Annotated in this window: 19 protein-coding genes; 3 read left to right on the top strand and 16 right to left on the bottom strand. The window is 65.7% G+C overall.

Annotated elements, in window-relative coordinates:
• Positions 1 to 552, top strand: coding sequence for an arsenate reductase/protein-tyrosine-phosphatase family protein (locus tag EWH12_RS01740; RefSeq protein ID WP_129925504.1), 552 nt, complete (start codon positions 1 to 3; stop codon positions 550 to 552).
• Here EWH12_RS01740 and EWH12_RS01735 read toward each other — a convergent pair.
• From EWH12_RS01735 to EWH12_RS01720, 4 genes are all read right to left on the bottom strand, one after another.
• A complete protein-coding gene (locus EWH12_RS01735; protein WP_129925503.1) occupies positions 521 to 1,735 on the bottom strand; it encodes a carboxylate--amine ligase in 1,215 nt (404 codons plus the stop codon). The two genes, EWH12_RS01740 and EWH12_RS01735, sit on opposite strands and share 32 nt — an antisense overlap.
• A complete protein-coding gene (locus tag EWH12_RS01730; protein WP_129925502.1) occupies positions 1,732 to 2,712 on the bottom strand; it encodes a polysaccharide deacetylase family protein in 981 nt (326 codons plus the stop codon). The genes EWH12_RS01735 and EWH12_RS01730 overlap by 4 nt, the downstream gene beginning before the upstream one ends.
• A gap of 160 nt (positions 2,713 to 2,872) precedes the next feature.
• Complete coding sequence (locus EWH12_RS01725; protein WP_066607163.1) at positions 2,873 to 3,367, bottom strand: flavin reductase family protein; 495 nt, start codon at positions 3,365 to 3,367, stop codon at positions 2,873 to 2,875.
• Between the two features lie 109 nt (positions 3,368 to 3,476).
• Positions 3,477 to 5,738, bottom strand: coding sequence for an NADP-dependent malic enzyme (locus EWH12_RS01720; protein ID WP_129925501.1), 2,262 nt, complete (start codon positions 5,736 to 5,738; stop codon positions 3,477 to 3,479).
• Between the two features lie 138 nt (positions 5,739 to 5,876).
• On the opposite strand from EWH12_RS01720, the gene mutS reads away from it, so the two are divergent.
• Together mutS and EWH12_RS01710 are read left to right on the top strand one after the other, a co-directional pair.
• Entirely contained in the window at positions 5,877 to 8,522 is a 2,646-nt protein-coding gene (gene mutS, locus EWH12_RS01715; protein WP_129925500.1) for a DNA mismatch repair protein MutS, read from the top strand.
• 9 nt (positions 8,523 to 8,531) lie between these two features.
• Positions 8,532 to 11,294, top strand: a complete 2,763-nt coding sequence (locus EWH12_RS01710; RefSeq protein WP_066607171.1) for a [protein-PII] uridylyltransferase — start codon at positions 8,532 to 8,534, stop codon at positions 11,292 to 11,294.
• A 133-nt stretch (positions 11,295 to 11,427) separates the two neighbouring features.
• Here EWH12_RS01710 and EWH12_RS01705 read toward each other — a convergent pair whose 3' ends face one another.
• The 12 genes from EWH12_RS01705 to EWH12_RS01650 all read right to left on the bottom strand — a co-directional run bounded on the left by EWH12_RS01705 (position 11,428) and on the right by EWH12_RS01650 (position 24,544).
• Entirely contained in the window at positions 11,428 to 11,931 is a 504-nt protein-coding gene (locus tag EWH12_RS01705; RefSeq protein ID WP_129925499.1) for a L,D-transpeptidase family protein, read from the bottom strand.
• Positions 11,928 to 13,001 carry a GTP cyclohydrolase II gene (gene ribA, locus EWH12_RS01700; protein ID WP_066607178.1) on the bottom strand — a complete coding sequence of 358 codons (1,074 nt, stop codon included), beginning with the start codon at positions 12,999 to 13,001 and terminating at the stop codon, positions 11,928 to 11,930. Before ribA ends, EWH12_RS01705 begins: the two co-directional genes overlap by 4 nt.
• Positions 13,001 to 13,798 (bottom strand): exodeoxyribonuclease III, encoded by a 798-nt coding sequence (locus tag EWH12_RS01695; protein WP_066607182.1) that lies wholly within the window; start codon positions 13,796 to 13,798, stop codon positions 13,001 to 13,003. Before EWH12_RS01695 ends, ribA begins: the two co-directional genes overlap by 1 nt.
• Positions 13,799 to 14,053: 255 nt before the next feature.
• Entirely contained in the window at positions 14,054 to 14,704 is a 651-nt protein-coding gene (locus EWH12_RS01690; protein WP_066607184.1) for a LolA family protein, read from the bottom strand.
• 406 nt (positions 14,705 to 15,110) lie between these two features.
• Positions 15,111 to 17,438, bottom strand: a complete 2,328-nt coding sequence (locus EWH12_RS01685) for an FtsK/SpoIIIE family DNA translocase (protein WP_066607186.1) — start codon at positions 17,436 to 17,438, stop codon at positions 15,111 to 15,113.
• Positions 17,439 to 17,536: 98 nt separating this feature from the next.
• Positions 17,537 to 18,019 carry a GNAT family N-acetyltransferase gene (locus tag EWH12_RS01680; protein ID WP_066607188.1) on the bottom strand — a complete coding sequence of 161 codons (483 nt, stop codon included), beginning with the start codon at positions 18,017 to 18,019 and terminating at the stop codon, positions 17,537 to 17,539.
• Positions 18,016 to 18,918, bottom strand: coding sequence for a DMT family transporter (locus EWH12_RS01675; RefSeq protein WP_066607191.1), 903 nt, complete (start codon positions 18,916 to 18,918; stop codon positions 18,016 to 18,018). Before EWH12_RS01675 ends, EWH12_RS01680 begins: the two co-directional genes overlap by 4 nt.
• A gap of 13 nt (positions 18,919 to 18,931) precedes the next feature.
• Positions 18,932 to 20,092, bottom strand: coding sequence for a flavodoxin-dependent (E)-4-hydroxy-3-methylbut-2-enyl-diphosphate synthase (gene ispG / locus EWH12_RS01670; RefSeq protein ID WP_066607193.1), 1,161 nt, complete (start codon positions 20,090 to 20,092; stop codon positions 18,932 to 18,934).
• A 108-nt stretch (positions 20,093 to 20,200) separates the two neighbouring features.
• On the bottom strand, positions 20,201 to 21,505 hold the full coding sequence (locus EWH12_RS01665) for an OmpP1/FadL family transporter (protein WP_129925498.1): 1,305 nt from the start codon (positions 21,503 to 21,505) through the stop codon (positions 20,201 to 20,203).
• Positions 21,506 to 21,930: 425 nt separating this feature from the next.
• Positions 21,931 to 23,307 carry a phosphoglucomutase/phosphomannomutase PgmG gene (pgmG, locus tag EWH12_RS01660; protein ID WP_129925497.1) on the bottom strand — a complete coding sequence of 459 codons (1,377 nt, stop codon included), beginning with the start codon at positions 23,305 to 23,307 and terminating at the stop codon, positions 21,931 to 21,933.
• Positions 23,304 to 23,738, bottom strand: coding sequence for a J domain-containing protein (locus EWH12_RS01655; RefSeq protein WP_129925496.1), 435 nt, complete (start codon positions 23,736 to 23,738; stop codon positions 23,304 to 23,306). Before EWH12_RS01655 ends, pgmG begins: the two co-directional genes overlap by 4 nt.
• The gene (locus EWH12_RS01650; RefSeq protein WP_066607202.1) at positions 23,738 to 24,544 is read right to left on the bottom strand and encodes a division plane positioning ATPase MipZ; all 807 of its coding nucleotides are present in this window, start codon (positions 24,542 to 24,544) and stop codon (positions 23,738 to 23,740) included. Before EWH12_RS01650 ends, EWH12_RS01655 begins: the two co-directional genes overlap by 1 nt.
• Positions 24,545 to 24,593: the final 49 nt, after the last annotated feature.

Genomic DNA, 24,593 nt, shown 5'->3' with positions numbered 1-24,593 from the left:
TTGATCCGATCCCGCTTCGGCACCTTTCGCGGGCTTGTCCGCCTCGCTTTGTCCTATCCGCAGCTCCTGCTCGGCCGGTCGGCCAGCCGCGCACCCAATCCGACGCAGGTGCGGCGGCTGGTGTTCGTGTGCCAGGGCAATATCTGTCGCAGCGCCTTTGCCGACGTCGCGGGCCGGCAGGCCGGGTTGAACACGGCGTCCGTCGGCCTGTCCACCACCACCGGGCGGGCCGCGCATGACGCCGCGATCGTGGCGGCGCGAGCGTTGGGCCATGACCTGTCGGACCATAAGGCGATCGACCTGAAGGATTATGTGCCGCAAGCAGGCGACCTGTTGCTGGCGATGGAGGTGCGGCAACTGCATCGGCTGGCCGCCGATCCGCGCCTGGCCGATCTGCCGCGCCTGTTGCTGGGGTGCTGGACCCGGCCGATGCTGCCGCATCTGCATGACCCCTACGGGCTGGACGACCGCTATATGGCGACCTGCTTGGCGCGGATCGATCGGGCGATCGGCGCGCTGGTCAGCGCCTTTCCCGGCGCACGGCTTTCCTGACGATCTGTCCCATGTCGCGCAGCCAAGGCCCCACGTCGGAACCGCTGAAGACATAGTAGCGAGTACGCGGGTCGAAAAAGGCGAGCAGATAGCTGGCGAGGTCGAATAGCGGGCGACGGCGGAAGAAGGGATCGCCGATGCGGCCGGGCGCCAGCAGGACGCGCGCCAGCCGCTTGGTTTCCGGCACCATGTAGCGCGCGCGCACATCGTCGCGCGGCGGGGGGGCGACATCGGTCCGGCCCAGCACCTTGCGGCGATAGGCTTCCCAGGCGAAATCGGCGCCGCAATGGCGCGCGAGCGGCAGGCTGCCCCAGAAGCGGCCATTGACTTCCATCAGCCAGTAGCGGCCGCTGTCGGGCTCGTAGCGATATTCGACCATCGCCTGCCCTTCCCAATCGAGCGCGCGCAGCAGCTTTTCCGAGAGCGCCATCTGCGCGCCATGCGCATCCGCAGGCTCGGCGCGGCACAGGGTCGATACGCCGCCTTCGGGCGGCCATTCGTGCAGGCGGCGATGCTGGAAGCGTAGCGTCGCCTGTCCGTCCTGCATGTAGAGCATCTGGCCAAGGCCGACGCCGCGGCAATATTGCTGGATCAGCGGCCAGCGGCCGACCGGGGCATAGCGGTGCAATAGCGCGACCAGTTCGTCAGGCGTGCGGACATAGTCGGTCTTGATCCACTCCAGCCCCGCCTGCGCCAGCACCGCCATGATGTCCGGCGGATTGGCCCATTTGGCGACGAGCGGATAGCGCATCTGGGCGGCGCGGGCGGCGAAATCCTCGCCCGCGCGCGGTTGCCAGGTCTGCGGCACGCGCAGCCCGGCGACCGCGGCGGCATGGAGCGTCTGCAGCTTGTCAAGCACCCGGCCAAGCGGTTCGGGTCGGGGGACGAGGAGATGGCAGTCGCCGATCATCGGCGGCAGGGCGGCCAGTTCGATCGGGTCGGATTCGGAAATCGCCAGCACCGCTCGCGCGCCGGTGCGGGCGATCAGGCCGGGCAGCCAGTCGGCGATCGGGCCAGCCGGGCGCATCGTCCAGTCGGCGCAATGGCGCGATGCCGCCCCGATCGACGTCGCGCTGCGGGCGATGCCATGGACCGGCACGCCATGGCCGCCCAGTTCGCGCACGACCGTCAGGGCGATCGCATTTTCCATACCCAGAAGCAGAACGCCCGGAAACGCGGTCACGCAGGCACCAGCCGGTGTTCGTAGCGCCAGGTCGCCCAGGCCTGCTCCGCCATGCGCAGGCCAGTGCGCCACTGGCTGGGCGCGGCCCGGCTGAGGCTGCGCGCCGGGCGGTCGGCGAGGTCGGCGGGGAGGTCGTTGAAGCCCGCGCCGTGCATGTCGGGCAGGTGGGCGGCTTGCCGGCACAGCGCCTCGAACCGGGCCATGACGGCGCGGTTGGGGCGCTGGCGGTCGCGTGAGAGCATTTCGAAACTATGGGTGACGACGACGAAGGCGTCATGCCTTTCGCCCACGGCGTGGCGCATCCCGGCGCGCATTTCGGCGGCCGACATGGCGCAGATTTGGGCCGGGCGGAAACCGCCAGGGCGGTCGGCGATGCCGGATACGGGCAGTTCGGCGACGCCCTGCGATCGTGTCGCGCCGATCTGCGCGGGATCGGCGGTGATGCCGCATTCGCGGCCGAGATAGGCGGGATTGACGCTGCTGTCCCAAGCGAGGCCGAGCGTCGCCAGCGCGCGCAACGTATCGTCATTGGCGCCGAAATTGCCGGCGCGAAAAGCGGTGATGGCGGGCGCCCCCGCCTGTTCCAGCCATTGTTTGGCGAGGCCCAGCAGGACGATCTGGTCGGCGAGCGAAAAATCGCCGATATTACGGCCCTGCCGGCCGCCGACGGGCGAGTCCTTCGCCCAGGCGAGCCATTCGCTGTGGATGTGCATCTGCACTTCATGTCCGCGCCCGACGATCGCGCCCACGATCGGCGCCAGAAAAGCGGCACCATGGACAAGCGCGGGCATTGGATCGAGGAAGAAGACGCCCTTGAGGCCATGGCGTTCGAGCAGGTCCATCTGCCAGCCGATGCCATAGGGCCTGCCCTGCGCCAGTCCCCAGATCGAGCGATCCACATTGTCCGCCAGGCTGACGCCCCGATGGTGCAGCGCAGAAGACAGTTCGGTGTCGATGGTGATGAGCAGCGCGGTCATGGGGGCGGTCCGGTCAGGGGGCGACAAGCCTGCAATAGATGAGCGGGGTTAAGGAGGCGTAATGTTTTCCCGATATGTCCGAACGGACGTTATCGGAAAAAACGGGCCGCCTCCTGTCATCCACCATGCCCCCTGAGACGGCGCGGCGCGCGCCCTTCCTTCATTCGAGCAGGGAAAATTCGCCGTAATTGCCCTGGAAGAAGAGCAGCGGGCTGCCGGGACGGTCCACTTCCAGCGCGACGACGCGGCCGAGCGCGATGTCATGGTCGCCCGCTTCATGCACCGCATCGAGCGTGCAGTCGATCCAGGCGACGACATCGTCGAGGATCGGCGAGCCGTTGGCCGAGACGCGATGGGCGATGCCGGCGAACTTGTCGGGACCGGGACCGGCGATCTGGCGACAGAGCGGCTTCTGGTCGCTGGCGAGGACATTGACGCAGAATTTGCCGACCGCCTGGATGCGCGGCCAGCTGGTCGAGCTTTTGGCGGGGAAGAAGGCCACCAGCGGCGGTTCGAGCGAGACGGAGGTGAAGGAACCGACCACCATGGCGGCGGGCGTGCCGTCCGCCTCGACCGCGGTGACGACGCACACGCCGGTCGGATAATGGCCCAGCACTCGCCGGAAGGTCGCACTGTCGAAACTGGCTACGCTCATGTCTTGCTCCCGAAAGGGTCATCAATCTTTTCGCGCGCGCAACATGCACCATGCAAGTGCAAAGCACACATATCCGACGGGAGGTAAGCCGCGAACGGTGCGCGCCCGATCAGAGCGCGACGCCGCCCGCCGCCAGCACCGCCAAGGTCAGCAGTTCGGATGCATTGGACGACATGGTGGCGATCTGCACCGATTTTTCCATCCCGACCAGCACCGGCCCGATCATCGACGTGCCCCCCAGTTCGCGCAGCAGCTTGGCCGAGATATTGGCCGATTGCAGCCCCGGCATGACCAGGATGTTGGCCGGGCCTGACAGGCGGCTGAACGGATAATTTTTCATGACGGCGGGGTTGAGCGCGACGTCGGCGGTCATTTCGCCTTCATATTCGAAATCGACAGCGCGTTCGTCGAGCAGCTTCACCGCGCCGCGCACATTTTCCAGGAAGGCGCCGGGCGGATTGCCGAAATTGGAATAGGAGAGGAAGGCGACGCGCGGGTCGACCCCCATGCGGCGGGCGACCGCCACGGTGCCTTCCGCGATGTCGGCCAGTTCGCTGGCGGTAGGGCGTTCGTTGACCGTCGTGTCGGCCAGGAACACGGTCTTGTCCTTGGCCACCATGACATGGATGCCGAAGGGGGTGCGGCCGGCCGCCGGGTCCATCACCCGCTTCACTTCGCGCAGCGTCTGCGCATAGGGGCGGGTCATGCCGGTGATCATCGCATCGGCCACGCCCATCTTGACCAGCAAAGTGCCGAAGATGTTGCGATCGCGATTGACCATCCGCTCGCAATCGCGGCGCAGATAGCCGCGGCGCTGGAGCCGGGCGTAGAGCATGTCGACCATGTCGGGCACCAGCGGCGAATTGACGCTGTTGTGCAGTTCGAAGCTTTCGGGGTCGCGGACGCCCAGTTCCTTAAGCTTTTCGACCACGTCGCCGCGGCCGACCAGCACCGGTATGCCATAGCCCAGCTCGCGGAACTGGATCGCCGCGCGCAGCACCACTTCCTCTTCCGCTTCGGCGAAGACGACGCGCTTGGGATTGGCCTTCGCCACTTCATAGGCGGTGGTGAGGACGGTGGTGGTCGGGTTGAGCCGGGCCTTCAAGGACTGGCGATAGGCAGCCATGTCCGCGATCGGCTTTTGCGCGACGCCGGTTTCCATCGCCGCCTGGGCGACGGCTGCGGGCACCACCTCCATCAGGCGCGGGTCGAAGGGCGCGGGGATGATATAGTCCGGGCCGAAGCTGTGCGATCGGCCATAGGCCTTGGCCACTTCCTCCGGCACCTGTTCGCGCGCCAGATTGGCGATGGCGTGGGCGGCGGCCAGCTTCATCGCTTCGTTGATGCCGGTCGCCCGCACGTCGAGCGCGCCGCGGAAGATGAACGGGAAGCCCAGGACGTTGTTGACCTGGTTGGGAAAGTCCGACCGGCCGGTGGCGACGATCACGTCGGGGCGGACGGCATGGGCGTCGGGCGGCAGAATTTCGGGATCGGGATTGGCCATGGCGAAGATGATCGGCTTTGGCCCCATCGACTTCACCATATCCTGCGTCATCGCGCCTGCGACCGAAAGGCCCAGGAACACGTCCGCGCCCTTGACTGCTTCCGCCAGCGTCCGCGCGTCGGTGCGGACGGCATGGGCCGACTTCCACTGGTTCATGCCCTCGGTGCGGCCCTGGTAGATCACGCCCTTGCTGTCGCACATGATGACGTTTTCATGGGGGACGCCGAGCGCCTTGATCAGTTCGGTGCAGCTGATGGAGGCGGCGCCCGCGCCGTTCACCACCACCTTCATGTCCTTCATCTCGCGCCCGGTCAGCAGCGCGGCGTTGATGACGCCGGCGGCCGCGATGATCGCGGTGCCATGCTGGTCGTCATGAAACACCGGGATGTTCATCCGCTCCTTGAGCGTCTGTTCGATGATGAAACATTCGGGGGCCTTGATATCCTCAAGGTTGATGCCGCCGAAGGTCGGCTCCATCAGTTCGACCGCCTCGATGAAGCGATCGACATCCTCGGTCTTCAACTCGATATCGATGCTGTCGACGTCGGCGAAGCGTTTGAAGAGGACCGCCTTGCCCTCCATCACCGGCTTCGACGCCAGCGCGCCGAGATTGCCCAGGCCCAGAATCGCCGTGCCGTTGGTGATGACCGCGACCAGATTGCCCTTGGCGGTGTAATCATAGGCGCAGGCCGGGTCTTTCGCGATCGCCAGCACCGGCACCGCGACGCCGGGGGAATAAGCAAGGCTCAGGTCGCGCTGGGTTGCCATCGGCTTCGACGCGATGATCTCGATCTTGCCGGGGCGTCCGGTCGAGTGGAAGAACAGCGCCTCGCGCTCGGAAAATTCCACATTCGATCTGTCGGACATCGCGGCACCCATATATTGGAACAACAGGGCGGCCCTAGCGGTAACATTATCCTGTGGGCAAGTGCGAGACGCGCAATTTTCTGGCCGCTTGGGCGAAGCGCTGGTTTCGGGGGGAGGATCAGGCTATCGGCTTTGGCCATGGCCCTTTCGACCGATACAGCCGCCCCGACGCCGATGATGGCGCAATATCTGACGCTCAAGGCACAGGCGCAGGACTGCCTGCTCTTTTACCGGATGGGCGATTTTTTCGAGCTGTTCTTCGACGACGCCAAGATGGCGGCAGCAACCCTCGACATCGCACTGACCAGCCGGGGGGAACATGGCGGCGCGCCGATCCCGATGTGCGGCGTGCCGGTGCATAGCGCGGAAGGCTATCTGGCGCGGCTCATCAAGGGCGGGCATCGCGTCGCCATCGCCGAACAGACCGAAACGCCGGCGCAGGCCAAAGCGCGCGGGGGCAAGACGCTCGTGGCGCGGGCGATCGTGCGCTACGTCACCGCCGGCACCCTGACCGAGGAGACTTTGCTCGACAGCCGGCGCGACAATATGCTGGTCGCGCTGGCGCAGGTCGGCGGCGACGTATCTAGCGAGATCGGCATCGCCGCCGCCGATATTTCCACCGGCCGGTTCGAAACGATGACCTGCCCGATCGGCGACCTGCCCGCCGAACTGGCGCGGCTGCGGCCGAGCGAGACGGTGGTGGCGGAGGGATCGAGCCTGGGCGTGGCCGATGGCCATCCTTTCGATCGCGCCGCCTTTTCGAGCGCGCGAGCGGACGAGGCGTTGAAGCGCCTGTTCGGGGTCGCGACCCTGGACGGGTTCGGCCAGTTCGGCCGCGCCGAGCTGGCGGCGATGGGCGGGCTGATCGCCTATCTCGATCATGCGGGCAAGGGCACCCTGCCCTTCCTGGCCCCACCATTGCGCAAGACCAGCGGCGGCCATGTGGCGATCGACGCGGCGACGCGCGAGAGCCTGGAGATCGTGGCGACCATGGCGGGCGCGCGGGCGGGCAGCCTGCTGGGCGCGATCGACCGGACGGTGACGGGCGCGGGCGCGCGGCTGCTGGGACAGGATCTGTCCGCGCCGCTGATGGACCTGGCGACGATCGAGGCGCGGCTGGGGCTGGTGCAGCTCTTCCACGACGATGCGACCTTGCGCGACCAGATGCGCGGCGCGTTGCGGACGCTGCCGGACATCGGTCGGGCGTTGGGGCGCGTGGCGGTTGGGCGCGGCAGCCCGCGCGATCTGGGGCAGCTCCGCGATGGGTTGGGCGAGACCCGGTTGTTGCGCGAGCGGTTGGGGCGGATCGCCGAGCCGCCGCTGTTGCTGGCGCGGATATTGCCGGCGCTGGACGGCCATGGCGCGCTGGTCGATGCGCTGGCGCGCGCGCTGGTGCCCGCGCCGCCGACCGAAACGGCGAGCGGCGGCTATATCGCCGACGGCTATGATCCCGCGCTGGACGAACTGCGCCGGATGGCGGGCGATGGCCGCCGCGCGATCGCCGCGCTGGAGGCGAAATATCGGGCGCAGACCGGAATTTCCGCGCTCAAGATCCGGCATAATGGGGTGCTGGGCTATCATGTCGAGGTGCCCGCGCGCGCCGCCGACACGCTGATGGCGCCCGACAGCGGCTTTACCCATCGCCAGACGCTGGCGGGCGTGGTGCGGTTCAATTCGATCGACCTGCATGAAGAGGCCGGGCGCGTGGCGCAGGCGGGCGCCCATGCGCTGGTCGCCGAAGCCGCGCATCTGGAGGAGTTGATCGCCGCCGTGCTGGACCGCAAGGCCGACATCGCCCGCGCGGCCGAGGCGCTGGCGCGGCTGGACGTCGCCGCGTCGCTCGCCGAACGGGCGGTCGAAGGCGGATGGCAGCGGCCGCATTTCGTGGTTGAAGACGGCGCCGGTCCGTGCCTGGACATCGTGGGCGGGCGGCATCCGGTGGTCGAGGATGCGTTGCGGCGTGAAGGCCAGCCCTTCGTCGCCAATGATTGCCGTTTGAGCGAGAGCGACCGGCTGTGGCTGGTCACCGGCCCGAATATGGGCGGCAAATCGACCTTCCTGCGGCAAAATGCGCTGATCGTCATATTGGCGCAGGCGAGCGGTTACGTCCCCGCGCAGTCCGCTACGCTGACTTTGGTCGATCGGCTGTTTAGCCGCGTCGGCGCGTCGGACAATCTGGCCAAGGGGCGATCGACCTTCATGGTCGAGATGGTCGAGACGGCCGCAATCCTGAGCCAGGCGACCGAACGGAGTTTCGTCATCCTGGACGAGGTCGGGCGCGGCACGTCCACCTATGACGGGCTGGCGCTGGCCTGGGCGGTGGTGGAGGCGGTGCATGAGGTCAATCGCTGCCGATGCCTGTTCGCGACGCACTATCACGAGCTGACCCGGCTGGCCGAGACGCTGCCGTCGCTGTCGCTGCACCATGTCCGGGCGCGCGAGTGGAAGGGCGATCTGGTGCTGCTGCACGAACTGGCGCAGGGTCCGGCTGATCGCAGCTATGGCCTGGCGGTGGCGCGGCTGGCGGGCTTGCCGCAGCCGGTGTTGAAGCGCGCCAAGGACGTGCTGGCGCGGCTGGAGGCGGGCAAGGCGAAAACCGGCGGGATCGCGGCGGGGCTGGACGACCTGCCGCTGTTCGCGGCGGCGGCGGTGCAGGAAGAGGCCGCGCCCGACCCGCTGCTGACGGCGATCGACGCGATCGACGCCGATGCGCTGTCTCCGCGCGCGGCGCTCGATCACATATATCGATTGAAACAACTGGCCGCTGAGCGGCGGTCCGACTAGAGACAGCAAATGGTCATGCAGTTCCCCGCGCTGGGATCGCGCCGCGCGATCATCGACCGGCGCGCAATTTCCGACACGATCAATGCCCTGGCGATGGAGCATCGGGGCGATAGCGCGCGGCTGCGCGCCGCTATCGTCCAGGAATTGAAGGCGGCGCTGGACGAGGGCCGGGCCGAGGTGGCGCGGCGGCTGGAAGCCAAGCCGACGCGCGGGCGCGAATCCGTGACCGCCTTCGCCTTCCTGATCGACCAGATATTGCGCCTGCTCTACGACGCGACGACGCATCACCTCTATCCGGCGGGCAATCGCAGCACCGGCGAACGGATCGCCCTGATCGCGGTCGGGGGATACGGCCGGGGCGAAATGGCGCCGCACAGCGACGTCGATATCGGCTTCATCACCCCGTGGAAGCCGACCGGATGGACCGAGCAGGTCATCGAATCCATGCTCTATTCGCTGTGGGATCTGGGGCTGAAGGTCGGGCATAGCAGCCGGTCGATCGATGAGACGATGCGGATGGCCAAGGCCGACCTGACCGTGCGTACCGCATTGCTGGAGGCGCGCTACGTCTGGGGCGACCGGGCGCTGTATGAGGAGACGTCGGTCCGGTTCGACGCCGAAGTGATGCAGGGCAACGCCCGCGCCTTCGTCACCGAAAAGCTGGAGGAGCGCGAGGAACGGCACAAGCGGATGGGTGACAGCCGCTATGTCGTGGAACCCAATGTGAAGGAAGGCAAAGGCGGTCTGCGCGACCTGCACACGCTCTTCTGGATCGGCAAATATGTGAACCGGGTGCGTTCAGTCGCCGAGCTGGTCGATGTCGGCTTGTTGACCCAACTGGAACTGCGCCAGTTCCAGAAGGCCGAGGATTTCCTGTGGGCGGTGCGATGCCACCTGCACACCATCACCGGGCGCGCCGAGGACCGGCTGACCTTCGACCTGCAACTGGAGACCGCGACGCGGATGCGCTTCACCGGGCGCGCCGGCCGGTCCGGGGTCGAGCGCTTCATGCGCTATTATTTCCTGAACGCGAAGATCGTGGGCGACCTGACCGCCGTGTTCCTGGCGCATCTGGACGATCAGATGGCGGAGAAGGGCCGGCGCTACATTCCGTCCATCTTCCGCCGGCCCAAGAAGCTGGACGGGTTCGTGCTGGAACGCGGGCGCCTCAGCCTGCCGAGCGACGATTTTTTCCAGGCGGACCCGGTGCGGTTGCTGGAAATATTCGCCGTGGCGGACAAGCACGGGTTGCAGATCCACCCCAGCGCGATCCGCGCGGCAAGCCGCGACGCGGGCCTGATCACCGCCAAAATCCGCAAGGATGCGCGCGCCAATGCGGCTTTTCTGCAAGTGCTGACCAGCCCGCGCGATCCCGAAACGGTGCTGCGCTGGATGAACGAATCGACCGTGTTCGGCCGGTTCGTGCCCGATTTTCGCCGCGTCGTCGCGCAGATGCAGTTCGACATGTATCATCATTATACGGTCGATGAGCATACCATCCGCGCCGTCGGTCTGCTGTCGCGGATCGAGAAGGGCGAGTTGCCGCAGGATCATCCGCTGGCGACCGACCTGATGGGCAAGATCCTGTCGCGGCGCGTCCTCTACGTTTCCGTCCTGCTGCACGATATCGCCAAGGGGCGCGGCGGCGACCATAGCCTGCTGGGCGCGGAAGTGGCCGAGCATCTGTGCCCACGCTTGGGGCTGACTCCAGCTGAAACGGAGACGGTCGCCTGGCTGGTGCGCTATCATCTGCTGATGTCGGCCACCGCCTTCAAGCGCGATCTGTCGGACTATAAGACGATCCTCGACTTCGTCGATGTGGTGCAAAGCCCGGAACGACTGCGGCTGCTCCTGTGCCTGACGGTGGTGGACATCCGCGCGGTGGGACCGGGGGTGTGGAATAGCTGGAAGCGCCAGTTGCTGGGCGACCTGTATGAATCCGCCGAAGAGGTGCTGCGGCTGGGCCATAAGCAGAAGGGGCGTGGCGAAAGAGTGATCGTGAAGCAGGAAACGCTGCAACGGGCGCTTGGCATTGACGACGACGCCTTCGCCGCGTTCAGCAAGCGGCTGCCCGAATCCTATTGGATCGCCGAACCTGACGACATATTGTTCCACAATGCGCAGCATATATTGGCGGCGGGCGAATCCCCGCTATCGATCGCCGCGCAATATTATCCGCAGCGCGGGGCGACCTTGGTGACGGTCTATGCCGCGGACCATCCGGGTCTCTTCTATCGCGTCGCTGGCGCCATCCATCTGGCCGGCGGCAATATCATCGACGCGCGCATCCACACGACGCGCGATGGCGTGGCGATCGACAATTTCCTGGTCCAGGACCCGCTGGGCGGCGCATTCCACAGCCCCGACCAGTTGAAGCGCATCCGCAATGCGATCGAGGATTCGCTGTCCAACCGGCACCGGATGATCACCAAACTGGCGGCGCGCCCGCTTCCCCGGACCCGCGCCGAAGCCTTCCGCATCGAACCCAATGTGCTGATCGACAACAAGGCGTCGAACCGCTTCACCGTGGTCGAGGTCAATGCGCGCGACCGGCCCGCGCTGCTGTTCAGCCTGGCCAATGCGCTGTTCCAGTCGAAGGTCACTGTCCACAGCGCCCATGTCGCCACCTATGGCGAGCGGGCGGTCGACACCTTCTACGTCACCGACCTTTTCGGCGGAAAGATTGAGAGCAAGGCGCGGTTGCAGACGCTGGAGCGGCGCTTGCTGGAGGCCGCCGGCGGCGAAGTGGGCGAGGCGCTGGAGCGAGCGTGATGCGCGTCACCCGCTAAAGATCGCCCAATTCCGTTCGGGCTGAGCCTGTCGACGCCTTGTTCTTCTTTTCCGAGGTCGAAACAAAGGCCCTTCGACCGGCTCAGGGCGAACAGCGTTTTCATGATACCGCGCTTTAGGGGACGATCTCCATCGCATCGCCCGGCGCGAGCAGCGGGAGCAGGCGCAGCATGTCCGCCCGGTCCACCGCGACGCAGCCGGCGGTGGGGCGGCTTTCGGACAGATGGAGGAAGATGGCGCTCCCCTGCCCCGGCACCGGCGGCGCGTCATTATGGCCCAACACGACGATGACGTCATAGGCGTCGTCGCTGCGGATCAGGCTTTCGGCGGAGAAGGGGCGCGGCAGGCGGACCGGGCGGTTATAGGCGGGGTCTTCGGGATCGTCCGACCAGCCGTCGTTCGCGCGGACCCAGCGCCAGGGAAGGCGTATATCCGTCGCCTCGACCTTGCCGGGGCGCAGCAGCACACCATGGATCGGCCATAGGCCCAAGGGCGTGCACCCGTCCCCTTCCCGCTTGTCCGCCGCCGGGCAGGCGCCGTTGCGGCCAACGGCGCAATCCATCGCCAGATCGCGCAAGGTCAGGCGACCCGCGCCGCAATCGACGCGGATGACGGTCATAATTGATGGCCGGTGCGGTCGCGCTTTGTGGCGAGATAGCGTTCATTATGCGGGTTGGTGGGCAGGATGATCGGCAGGCGCTCCGTCACCGCGATACCCGCCGCTTCAAGCCCCGCAACCTTGTTGGGATTGTTGGTGAGCAAGCGCACCGCGTCCACGCCGAGCAGGTCGAGCATCCGCGCCGCGACCGAGAAATCGCGGGCGTCGATGGCGAATCCCAGCCGGACATTGGCATCCACCGTGTCGAACCCCTGATCCTGCATCGCGTAGGCGCGCAATTTGTTGACCAGGCCGATGCCGCGCCCTTCCTGACGGAGATAGAGGAGGATGCCCCAGGGCGCATCGGCGATCCGGTGCAGCGCCTCATGCAGTTGCGGGCCGCAATCGCATTTCAGGCTGCCCAGCACGTCGCCGGTCAGGCATTCGCTGTGCAGGCGGATGACCGGCGGCGAGCTATCGCGCTTGCCCACCACCAGCGCGATATGTTCGCGCGGTTCGTCCGGGCTGCGGAAGGCGATGATTTCGCCGCTCTCGCTGGCCGACACCGGCAGGCGCGCGCGGGTGGCGATGGCGAGGCGGGTGGCGTCGTCATAGGCGGCGATCGCGTCGGCGCTCACTGTCGCTTCGACCGGGGCGTCGCCGTTCGACAGGAAATAGGCGGGCAAGATGCCGGCCAGCCGGGCGAGGCGGAGCGCCGCCTTGGCGGCTTGGGGCGCGGGTAGCGACCGGGCGCGAAACGGTCCTTTCAGCGGCGAGGCGAGATCGAGCACCGGGTCGGAAATGGCGGTGGCGACATCGGCGTCGATCCAGGGCGCGCGTTCGACCAGCACCGGCAGGTCGGGGTCGGCCGCCGCCAACTGGTTGGCCAGCTTCAAGGTTTCGGCGCGGGCGGCGGATATGAGGATATCGGCCTGGCCGCGCGGGTCGAAGTCCGCCAGCGTGACCGCATCCGCGCCCTCGATCGCCATCAGCCGAATCGCGCCATCGGGCGCAGACAGGCGCACGGCCCAGCCGCGACGCAGCGCGTCTATGGCGCGCGCAGCATCGCGCCCGTTGGCGACGCTAGGCATCAGAAAGCGAATTCGGTGATGATGGGGATATGGTCGGACGGCTTGATCCAGCTGCGCGCGGGTTCGACCACGCGATGGCTGGTCGCCTTGTTCGCCACGTCCTTCGTCATCCACATATGGTCCAGGCGCCGGCCGCGATCCGATTCCGCCCAATCCTTCGCGCGGTAGCTCCACCAGGTATAGAGGCGCGCCGGCGCGGGATGGAAATGGCGGCCGATATCGACCCAGTCGTTCGACGCCTGCAACCGGGCGAGGATTTCACATTCCCCCGGCGTGTGACTGACGACGTTGAGCAATTGCTTGTGGCTCCAGACGTCGCATTCCAGCGGGGCGATGTTGAAGTCGCCGGTCAGGATGGCGGGTTGGCTGCCTAGCGCGGACGACCATTGGATCATCCGTTCGAGGAAATCCATCTTCTGGCCGAATTTGGGATTGAGATCACGGTCGGGAATGTCGCCGCCAGCGGGGACATAAACATTCTCGATCCGCACGCCATTGTCGAGCCGCACGCCGACATGGCGCGCTTCGCCATTGGCCTGCCAGTCGAACCGGTCATCCTCATGCACCGGCACCTTGCTCATGATCGCGACGCCATGGTGCATACGCTGGCCATTCAGCACCTGATGAACATAGCCCATGCGGCGGAACATTTCGGTGGGGAAAGTCTCGTTCACCACCTTGGTTTCCTGCAGGCACAATATGTCCGGCGCTTCGAGCCGCAGCAGTTGTTCGACGATGTCGATACGCGCGCGGACGGAATTGATGTTCCAGGAGCAGATGGAGAGGGTGTCGGCCATGCCCTCCACCTAGGAGGCCGCAGGCGGACACGCAAGCGGCTGAGAGAAGGCCGCACAAAGTAAGACCCCCGCTCCGGGGGCGTGGAACGGGGGTCTCGATCGCGCCCTTGAAGCGCTTCGCGGCGAGAGGGGGGACCGGGTAACAGGGGGGAAATCCCGGTTGTCTCTCGCCTTGGGTCTTGATTAGCGCCCGCCATATGAGCGGCAGATGAACGAAGCGCCAAGTTTTTCCATCCGTCCTGCAAGGCGCTCCGGTCAGCCGCCCGCCGCCCGTCCCCTGGGTCGCGGATCGGTCCAGCGGAAGGCGGAATCGGCCACCGTCGCGCCATAGACATGGTTGCTCAGCCGCACCGCCGTCCGGTTATTCTGCGAATCGAGCGCCACCCAACCGTAAAGCTGCAAGCCCGCGGGCCCGGAGGCGTTGCGTTTGAAGATCATGGTGATGGTGCCATATTCGGGCCGCTTGGGATCGCGCGCCTCGACGCTCAGGATCGACGGATCGCCGGTCGGCACGAGCTTGCCATATTTCGACAGATCCTTGTTCGGATCAAGCAGCGCGCCCAGCGGCGAGTTGCCGATCGGCCAGCGCTGCACCTGGCGTACTTCATAATCGATCATGGTCAGCGCCCTGCCATCGCCCACGATCAGCAGCGGCACGCCCTTTTGATATTGGAAGCGGATCTTACCCGGCTGCTTGAGGGTCAGCTTGCCGGTCAGGGTCTGACCGCTACGGTCGGTCTGGGTGAAATCGGCGGTGAGGGTGGTGACGCCGCGAATATAGGCATTGACCTGGGTCAGGTCGGGCGAGGCCTGCTGCGCGGCGACGGGCGCGGTCGGCACGACGACCGACAGGGCCGCCGGCGCGGCGGCGAGGGCCAGGATCAGGGGCGCAAGGCTGCGCTGCATGGCGTTCAACTCCAGTTGTTCAGGAAAGTGGTGGATATGCGGTCGGGCTTGAACCCGTTGTGAACCCGGCTGTTCCGAAATAGCAAGCTTTGGGCTTGATGGGGGAGAGCATCCGCAGACGGTCGCGACAGCTCGATCCCCCATGCTCCCGCCTCGCCCTGCCGGTCTGACCGGCGGCACCGCTCCAATTATGTTATCGGCGCGGCAGCAGCGGGATTCGCCTAGTCCTAATCGCGGATAAAAAAAAGGGCCGATCCGAAGATCAGCCCGAAAAGTTTTAGGAGAGGATGCCTGAAAGGCCTGATCCTATTGCCCGGTTCCGCTTCATGCTGCAAATGCGAAGGCCGCAGGAGCGATTGCACGATACGCAATCGTAACCAATTTTGGCCAGATCATCTGGCCAGTATCAGAGCGGATTGCCATTTTCGTCGCGCAGCACTTCGCGGCGGCCAACATGGTTGGGCGGGCCGACCAGCCCTTCCTCCTCCATCCGTTCGATCAGGCGCGCTGCCGAATTATAACCGACGCGCAATTGGCGTTGCAGCCAGCTTGTCGAGGCCTTCTGATTTTCGAAGACGAGCTGGCACGCCTTGCGGAACAGTTGCGCGTCGGGGCTGTCGTCGCCCAGGTCCACGCCGTCGAGCGCGAAGCTGCCCTCCTCCGGCTCCTCGGTGACGGCCTGGATATAGTCGGGCTGGCCCTGCGCGCGCCAATGGTCGGCGACCACGCGGACTTCATCGTCCGATACGAAGGGACCATGGACGCGGGTCAGGCCCTTGCCACCATGCATGTAGAGCATGTCGCCCTTGCCCAGCAGTTGTTCGGCGCCCTGTTCGCCCAATATGGTGCGGCTGTCGATCTTGCTGGTGACGAAGAAGCTGATGCGGGTCGGCAGGTTCGCCTTGATGACGCCGGTGATGACGTCGACCGAGGGACGCTGGGTCGCGAGGATCAGGTGGATGCCCGCGGCGCGCGCCTTCTGCGCGAGCCGCTGGATCAGGAATTCGACTTCCTTGCCCGCGGTCATCATCAGGTCAGCCAGCTCGTCCACCACCACCACAATCTGTGGCAGCGGCTGGAAATCCAGCTGTTCCTCTTCATAAATGGGCTTGCCGGTTTCGGGGTCGTAGCCGGTCTGGACCCGCCGGCCGAGCGGCTTGCCCTTGGCCTTCGCAGCGCGAACCTTTTCGTTGTAATTGGCCAGGTTGCGCACCGATATGGACGCCATCATGCGATAGCGATCCTCCATCTGCTCCACCGCCCATTTGAGCGCGCGGATCGCCTTGGCCGGTTCGGTGACGACCGGAGAGAGCAGGTGCGGGATGTCGTCATAGGTCGACAGTTCCAGCATCTTGGGATCGATCATGATCAGGCGCAACTGGTCCGGCGTCATGCGGTAGAGCAGCGACAGGATCATGGCGTTCAAGCCCACCGACTTGCCCGACCCGGTGGTGCCCGCGATCAGCAGGTGCGGCATGGGCGCCAAGTCGGCGATGATCGGTTCGCCGGAGATATTCTTGCCCAGGATGATCGGCAGGGTCGCTTCCTGCATGAACTGTTCGCTGGTGATGAGTTCGCGGAAGGACACGCCTTCGCGATGAGCGTTGGGCAGTTCGATGCCGATGACCGTGCGGCCGGGGATCGTCGCGACGCGGGCGGACAGCGCCGACATGTTGCGGGCGATATCGTCCGCCAGCGCGATCACGCGGCTCGCCTTGATGCCGGGCGCGGGTTCCAGTTCATACATGGTGACGACAGGGCCGGGGCGGACTTCGGTGATGTTGCCCTTCACATGGAAATCGTCGAGCACCGATTCGAGCAGACGGGCGTTGCGTTCCAGCGCGGCCTTGTCGATCTTGCCGCCCTGGTTGGCGGGGACAGGGTTGAGCAGGTCGGGCGAGGGCAGCGAGCTGTGCCCGAACAGGTCGTCCTGGCTGACTGGCGCCATCGCGCGCTGCACCGGCGCGGGCTTGGGCGACTGGATGGTGATCGGCGGCTTGGGTTCGTGCGACACCTGCTTGCGCGGAGCGATGACGCGCCCGGCCAGCTCATCCTCTGCGTCGTCGTCATCATCGACCGCAGCGGCGGGGCCGGCAAAACCGAGCGTCGGACGCGGCAGGTTGAGTTTGGGCAAGGAGGGCCGACGCAGCGCGATGATCGGCTTTTCCAGCGCCAGGCTGCGATAACAGGCGAACAGGCCCGTAATCAGCGCGCCGACGATAAGAATGCCCGTGATCCAGGGCGCGGCGGCCGGCGCCTGCGCGGTCAGGCTGGCGATCCCCTTGGCGACGACCAGGCCGATCACCCCGCCCCAACCCGCGGGCAGGCCGACCAGCGGCGCGCTCTGGAACAAGGCGAGCGCGATGCCGATCAGGGCGATGCCGAACAGGCATTGCCCGAACTGCCCCTTCCACCCGCTCATATCCTGGTCGCCCCACATGCGGCGGGCGGTGACCGTCATCAACGGCAGGATCAGGGCGACGGGGACGCCCAGCAGCCAGAGCAGGAAATCGGCCGTCCAGGCGCCGGGCGCCTGCATGATATTGGCGACATGATCGCCCGCGACGGTGTTCATCGACGGATCGCTCGGCGCGTAGCTGAGCAACGCCAGGGCCAGGAACAGGGTCGCCAGCATGAGCGTGATCGCGCCGATCAGCGCGCCGCTGCGGATGACGCTGCGCTTCAGCATTTCGCGCCATTCCGGCGTGCGTTTCACGGTGCGGCCGACGGCCATAATCCTGCTTGTCCCCCAAATGTTCCGTTTCGGCACAATGAACCCGACGGCGAGTCCCCGTCAAGAGTGCGGCCGATCGGCTCGTCGCGCTGGCTCGATCAGAGCGCGGCGAGCGCCGCCAGCGTGTCGCCATCGACCCGCTGCACCGTCCATTCATCCATCGCCGTCGCGCCGAGCGACCGATAGAAGGCGATGGCGGGTTCGTTCCAGTCGAGCACCGACCATTCGAGCCGGGCGCAATCGCGTTCGATCGCCAGCGCGGCGAGGCGCGCGAGCAGCGCCTTGCCCGCGCCCAGGCCACGCGCATCCGGCAGGACGAACAGATCCTCCAGATAGACGCCCGGCCGTGCTTCGAAGGTCGAGAAATTGTGGAAGAAGAGGGCGAAACCGACCGCCCGGCCTTCATGTTCGGCGATCAGCACCTCCGCCATCGGCCGCGGGCCGAACAGATAGCGGGCGAGCGTGGCGCGGTCCGCCTTCACCGCATGGGCAAGCCGTTCATAATCGGCCAGCGCCAGGATGAAGTCATGAATGGTGCCGATATCGTCGGCCTGCGCGTCGCGAATGATGATGTCGGTCATGCCGTTCCTGCTTCCACATGGGCGACATTGGCCCCTTTGCTGCGGGCGGCGATAAGGCAACCCGCGACGATCAGCAATGCGCCTGCCACCGTGGTCAGGGTCAATCGCTCGCCGAACGCCAGCCAGCCCATCAGCGCCGCCCAGAGAAAGGCGCTATATTCGACCGGGATGAGCCGCTGCGCCTCCGCCCGCGCATAGGCCCAGGCGAGCGCGGCGAGCGAAGTGAAGGCGAGGCCGGCCGCGAGCAGCACCAGCGGAATCGCAGAACGGTCGGGCAGCACAGCCCAGGCCGGCGCGCCCAGCACAAAGACGCCCAGCATGACGATATGCTGGAAGAAGGCGACCTCGATCGGCGAAGCGCGCTGCGCCTGTTGCCGTTGAAGGATGAGGTTCCAGGCGAAAAGGACGGCCGATGCCAGCACCGCGCCTGCCCCCAAAAGCGCGTCGGCGTCATAACGCCCCTGCAATTTGCCCGACAGGATCACCCCCACGCCGACCAGTCCCAGCAGCGACGCGGCGATCGCCTGCCGTCCGATCGTTTCACCCAGCAGCAACGCGGCGAGATAGAGGGCGATCAGCGGCGCGATGAAGGAGAGCGCGATCGCTTCGGCGAGCGGCATCCGCATGAGCGCCCAGAAGAAGAGCGCCGCCATCAGCGCCACGACCGCGCCGCGCAGCAGGTGCAGGCGCAGCACGGCGCGGTCCGGCCAGCGCTGCCGGGTGAGCAGCATCAGCGCAAGGCCTAACAAGCTGCCCGCCGCGGCGCGCCAGAGCAGCGCATTATAGAGGCCGATGGAAAGGCTGAGCCCCTTCATCGCCGCGTCCATCACAGAGAATAGCGCGACGCCGATGCAGCATATGGCGAAGGGAATGGCGAACCCGCCGGGCGTGGGGCGCACCGCGTCGCTCCGCTTATTCCGCCGCCTCGGCCTTGCCCGCGTCGGTCATGTCGGCTTCCGCCTTGGCCGCCTCGACCTCCGCCGCCTTGGCTTCGACCAGGCGGACGATATGATCGACCATGCCTTCGTCCTGCACGGTGTGGTCGGTGATGCCCGACAGATAGACCATATGCTTGCCGGCCCCGCCGCCGGTCAGGCCGATGTCCGTCTCGCGCGCTTCGCCTGGACCATTGACGACGCAGCCCAGCACCGACAGCGAGAGCGGCGTGTGGATATGCTGGAGCCGTTCCTCCAGCGCCTGCACGGTGCGGATGACGTCAAAGCCCTGGCGCGCGCAGGACGGGCAGGAAATGACCTTGACCCCGCGGGTGCGGATGCCGAGCGACTTCAAGATTTCATAGCCGACCCGGACTTCCTCTTCGGGTTCGGCCGACAGGGACACGCGGATCGTGTCGCCGATGCCGGCCCAGAGCAGGTTGCCAATGCCGATCGCGCTTTTCACGGTGCCGCCGATCAGGCCGCCGGCTTCGGTGATGCCCAGATGCAGCGGGCAATCGACCGCGTCGGCGAGTTGCATATAGGCGGCCACGGCGAGGAAGACGTCGCTGGCCTTCACCGCGACCTTATATGCGTGGAAATCCTGGTCCTGGAGCAGCCTGATATGGTCGAGCGCGGATTCGACCAGCGCTTCGGGGCAGGGTTCGCCGTATTTTTCGAGCAAATCCTTCTCCAGCGACCCGGCATTGACGCCGATGCGGATCGAACAGCCATTGGCCTTGGCCGCATCGACCACTTCCTTCACCCGCTTTTCCGACCCGATATTGCCCGGATTGATGCGCAGGCAGGCCGCGCCCGCGTCGGCCGCTTCCAGTGCGCGCTTATAGTGGAAATGGATGTCGGCGACGATCGGCACGCGGGACGCGCGGACGATCTGTTTCAAGGCGGCCGTCGATTCCTCGTCGGGGCAGGAGACGCGGATGATATCGACGCCCGCTTCCTCGCAGCGACGGATCTGGTCGATCGTGCCCTTGACGTCATGGGTCAGCGTGTTCGTCATGGTCTGGACCGTGACAGGCGCGCCGCCGCCGACCGGCACATTGCCGACCATGATCTGGCGCGACTGCCGCCGCGCTATGTCACGCCAGGGGCGCAGGCCGGGATTATGATCGGACATGAAAAGAGGCTCCGTAAGCTACGGAGCCTCTATAGGGATGTTTGGTGACGGTTAGAAGCGGGAGATCCTTGCGTTTCAGCTTCGCTGAAACAGGCCGCACCGCGAGAATCAGAAGCGCAGCGTCGCGGATGCGGCGACCTGATCCGCATTGCCGCTGGTTTGCGACAAGGTGGTGGCGGTCACGGTTGCTGGCGATGGGAAATAGCTGTCGGGACGGATGATGTTCGCCTTTTCCACGAAGGTATGGGCGTAGCTGAGGTTCAGCGCGAAGGCATCCGACATGTTCCAGGTCGCGCCGCCGGTCAGCCAGACGCGGTCGCCATCGGGGACGCGGGTGGTCAGATGCTGCGGATTGGTCGGCGAACGATCGAACATCGTGCCGGCGCGCAGGGTGAAGGCCGGGCTGACATCATATTCGCCGCCGACGCTGACCGAATAGCTGTCCTTGTAATCCAGTTCCTTGTTGGTGGTGCCCGCGGCCGAGGTGACGGCGATGCCCTTGAACTTCGACCAATTATACCATTTGCCGGTGACCATTGCGCGCAACTGAGGCGTCAGCTTGTGCATCATCGAGACGGTGACGATGTCGGGCAGTTCCAGCTGCGCGGTGGCGGCGAATTCGCCATTGCCCGCGGCGACCGGCCCGACGAGGCCCGATACGATCTGCGTGCCGGCCAGTTTGTGGCTGACGCCCGACCGATAATGGACGCCCCAATTGGTATCGCCGGTGGTGTAGAACAGGCCCGCATTCCAGCCGATCGACCAGTCGTCGCCTTTCAGGCTGGCGAAACCATCCGTCGTGACCAGGGGCGAGAGCTGCGGCAGCGCGTTGGTCAGCGTCGCCTTGACATATTGCACGTCGACGCCGCCGCCGATCGACAGATTGTCGCTCAGCTTATAGGCGGCCGAAGGCTGGATATTATAGGTTTTAAGGTCGGTGTAGAGCGAGTCATAGCGACCGAAGAAGCCGTCATCATATTCCAGTTTCAGGCCGAAAGGCGCGTTGACGCCCAGGCCGACCCAGAGTCGGTCGCTGACCTGCGCGCTGGCATAGAAGCTCGGAATCGGGATGACGCTTTCGAAAGGATTGCCGCCGTCATTGCCGCCGACCGGGACCGACAGGGTCGATCCGGGGATGGTGCGGCGCGAACCGCGATTGGTCTGGTGCGCCGACGCCATCAGCGCGACGCCGCCGACCGAGGTCTGGATGCCCGACAGCTGCGTCATCGCGGCCGGATTGAAATAGATGGTGGATGGATCGTCCCCGGCCGCCGCGCCGCCGGACAGGGCGCGTCCGGTTTCCTTGGGCGATTGTTCCTGCAGGTAGAATCCGCCGGCAAAGGCCGGGGTCGCGGACGCCAGCATGACGCCGGTCAGGAGAAGAGCAGAAAAAGGGCGACCGCGAAGCAACATGACAGATCCTCTACTGGGCATGATATTGGCCTTGATCGGTGGCGTTCGAACGCCCGACCGGCTGTTTGGACGCAGCCCGATTATCAGGATTGTGGTTAAATTCCAGTGAGCGGATCGCCCGATCCATCCCATTTTCGCGGCTATAGGCGCATGTGGCAGGGCGAAACGCTACGGCAACAGGGCAGGACGGCAAACGGATCGAGACGAAAAAAAAGCCGCCCCGAAGGACGGCCTTGAGATTTTAGGAGAGGATGCCTGAAAGGCGAGTTCCTTTTGCGGTGCAGCGCGGATTGTCGCAAATGCGAAACATGGAGGGACGATTGCGTTTCCTGCAATCATTATCTCAGGCCATGCTTTCCGTAAGGGAAGATAGCGGGAGAAAACGGATTAACGATACCAAAATATGAGAGCGGCGCAGGCGCTTTTCAGGTCGATTCTGCCCGGATGACGCCCGAATCGGCCAGTTGCGCATCCATTTGCGCGATCAGCCGCGCCAGTCCCGCCTCGTCGGCCGATTCGGCGCGCGCCACCAACGCAGCCTCGGTATTGGACGCCCGCAGCAGCCACCAGCCATCGACGGTGCGGACTCGCGCGCCGTCGATGGCGCGGATATCAGCGCCCGCGGCCTTCAGCCGGGCGAGGATATCGGCGATCACCGCGAACTTGCGCGCGTCGGCCACCGGGAAACGCCATTCGGGTGTGATGATGCTGGTCGGCATCGCGTCATGCAGGGCGGTCAGGCTTTGTCCCAGCGATCCGACGGCGCGGATCAGGCGGACGGCGGCGTAAAGACCGTCGTCATAGCCGGGATACGCATCGGCGAAGAAGAGATGACCGGTGGTTTCGCCGCCCAGCGGGCTGCCAATCTGCTTCATTCTGGACTTGATATGGCTGTGGCCGGTCTTCCACATATCGGGTCGTCCGCCCAGCATCGCGATGCGGTCGAAAACGGTCTGGCTGGCCTTCACATCCGCCACGATCGGCGCGCCGGGCCGCTTTTCCAATATGATTTGCGCGAAGAGGCCGAGCAGCTGGTCGCCCGCGATCGTCCGACCTAGCCCGTCGATCACGCCGATCCGGTCGCCGTCGCCATCGAAAGCCACACCGAAATCGAGTTGCTTGGCAAGGACGAGCGCGCGCAGGTCGGCCAGATTCCGTTCCTGGGAAGGATCGGGATGATGGTTGGGGAAATGTCCGTCTATATCGGTGAAGAGCAGATGATGCTCACCGGGCAGCAATTGCGTCAGCTTCTCCACCACCGGACCAGCGGCGCCATTGCCCGCGTCCCAGCCGATGCGGCAGGCCGGGCCGTCGAAACCCTGCATCAAGCGCGCGACATAGCTATCCATGACGTCAATCGTTTCGACACGCCCCACGCCGCTGTTCCAGTCACCGGCCGCCGCCAGCGCGCCCAGACGCTGGATATCGTCCCCGAAAAATGGGGCATGACGGTGGACCAGCTTGAAGCCGTTCTGGTCGCCGGGATTATGGCTGCCGGTTATCTGGATGCCGCCATCCAGATCGCGCGCCATGTCGGCATGATATAGCATCGGCGTTGGACCAAGGCCGATGCGCAGCACGTCGATGCCGGTTGCGGTCAATCCCTCGACCAGCGCGCTTTCCAGCATCGGCGAACTCAGTCGCCCGTCATAGCCCACCGCAATCCGTCGTCCTTCGGCGCGGGCGACGATCGTGCCGAAACTGCGCCCCAGCGCCCAGGCGTCGGCGGCGCGCAGCGTATCGCCCACCGTGCCGCGCAGATCATAATCGCGCAGCAACGTGGGATCGAAAAGGTGCGTCAACGCTGCGTCTGATCGTCGAGCAGCAGGTCGCGCGCGGCGTTGATCTGGGCGGCGAGCGCCTCGGTCCCGCCCTTATCGGGGTGGACCGAGGCGATGAGGCGGCGATGGGCGGCCCGGATCGTCCCGGCATCCGCATCGGGTGCGACCCCCAGCAGCGCTCGCGCCTTCGCCACGTCATCGGCAGGCGGCGGCGCGACGGGCGCGGCGGGGCGCGTGCGGGCTTTCGCCTTGATATTGCCCTGCTTGGCGAAAAACAGCGCCGCGCCGATCAGCAGCGGCGCGCCGATGACGGGTTTGCCTTTGGCCGCGAGCACCGCGCCGACCAGCGCCGCGCCCAACGCCATGCCATCTTTTGCCGTCATGCGTTGCAACTTTCCCGTCCAGATCAGCCAGATCGCAAGCGCTGCGATGAAGAGCGTCAGCACGCCCATCAGGCCGCGCCGAGCAGGTCCATCGACGTCACGCCATCGCGCGTCGGCAGAGCCAGGCCGGACACCATTTCGCGCAATTCCTGGCGCGCGGCGATATGGCTGACCCCCAATTCGCCCAGATGCCCCTTGTCAAGCAGGGTGAGGCCGGAAGGGAAGAGTTCGCGGAAGATCACGCGCTCCGACAGGCCGGGTATGACGCGGAAGCCGACCCGGCGGGAGAGTTCCATCAGCGCGTCGCCGACCCGTTTTTTGTTGCGCGCGTCATGATGCTGAACGCGGTTGCGCAGCACCACCCAATCGATCGCCACGCCATCGACCTTCGCCCGCGTCTTGCGCGCTTCGAAGATGAGTTCGGAATAAAAGGACAGGCGGCGGACCTTGAAGGTTTCCGGGTCGACTTGGCCGATCAGGTCGAAATCGACGAAACTGTCGTTCATCGGCGTGACCAGCGTGTTGGCGTGCGGCGCCAGATGCCGGGCGAAGACGTCGTCGCGGCCGGGCGTATCGACCACCAGGAAATCCTTGTCGGCCGCCAGGGTCACGACCTGGTCGTCCAGCGCGGCGATGCTGTCGCCGGTGAAGACGGCGAAATCGGGCGTGGGCAATTCGATGCTGCGGCGGCGCGCGGTGTCGAGGCGATTTTCCATATAGCGGGTGACGGTCCGCTGGCGCGGATCGAGGTCGATCATGCCGACGCGATGACCCAGCGCGCTCAAGGCGATAGCGGTGTGAACCGCCGTGGTCGACTTGCCGGTGCCGCCCTTTTCATTGGCGAAGACGATGAGATGCGGCTGTGGATTGCCCATTTGCCCCGGTTAACCCCGTTGATTGTCGCAATGTTTGTTGACGGTCGCG

Origin of the sequence: Sphingobium cupriresistens (assembly GCF_004152865.1) — a bacterium.
GTDB lineage: Bacteria > Pseudomonadota > Alphaproteobacteria > Sphingomonadales > Sphingomonadaceae > Sphingobium > Sphingobium cupriresistens.
Note: the sequence above shows the minus strand (reverse complement) of the source record. Positions and strands in the feature narration are given on the sequence as shown.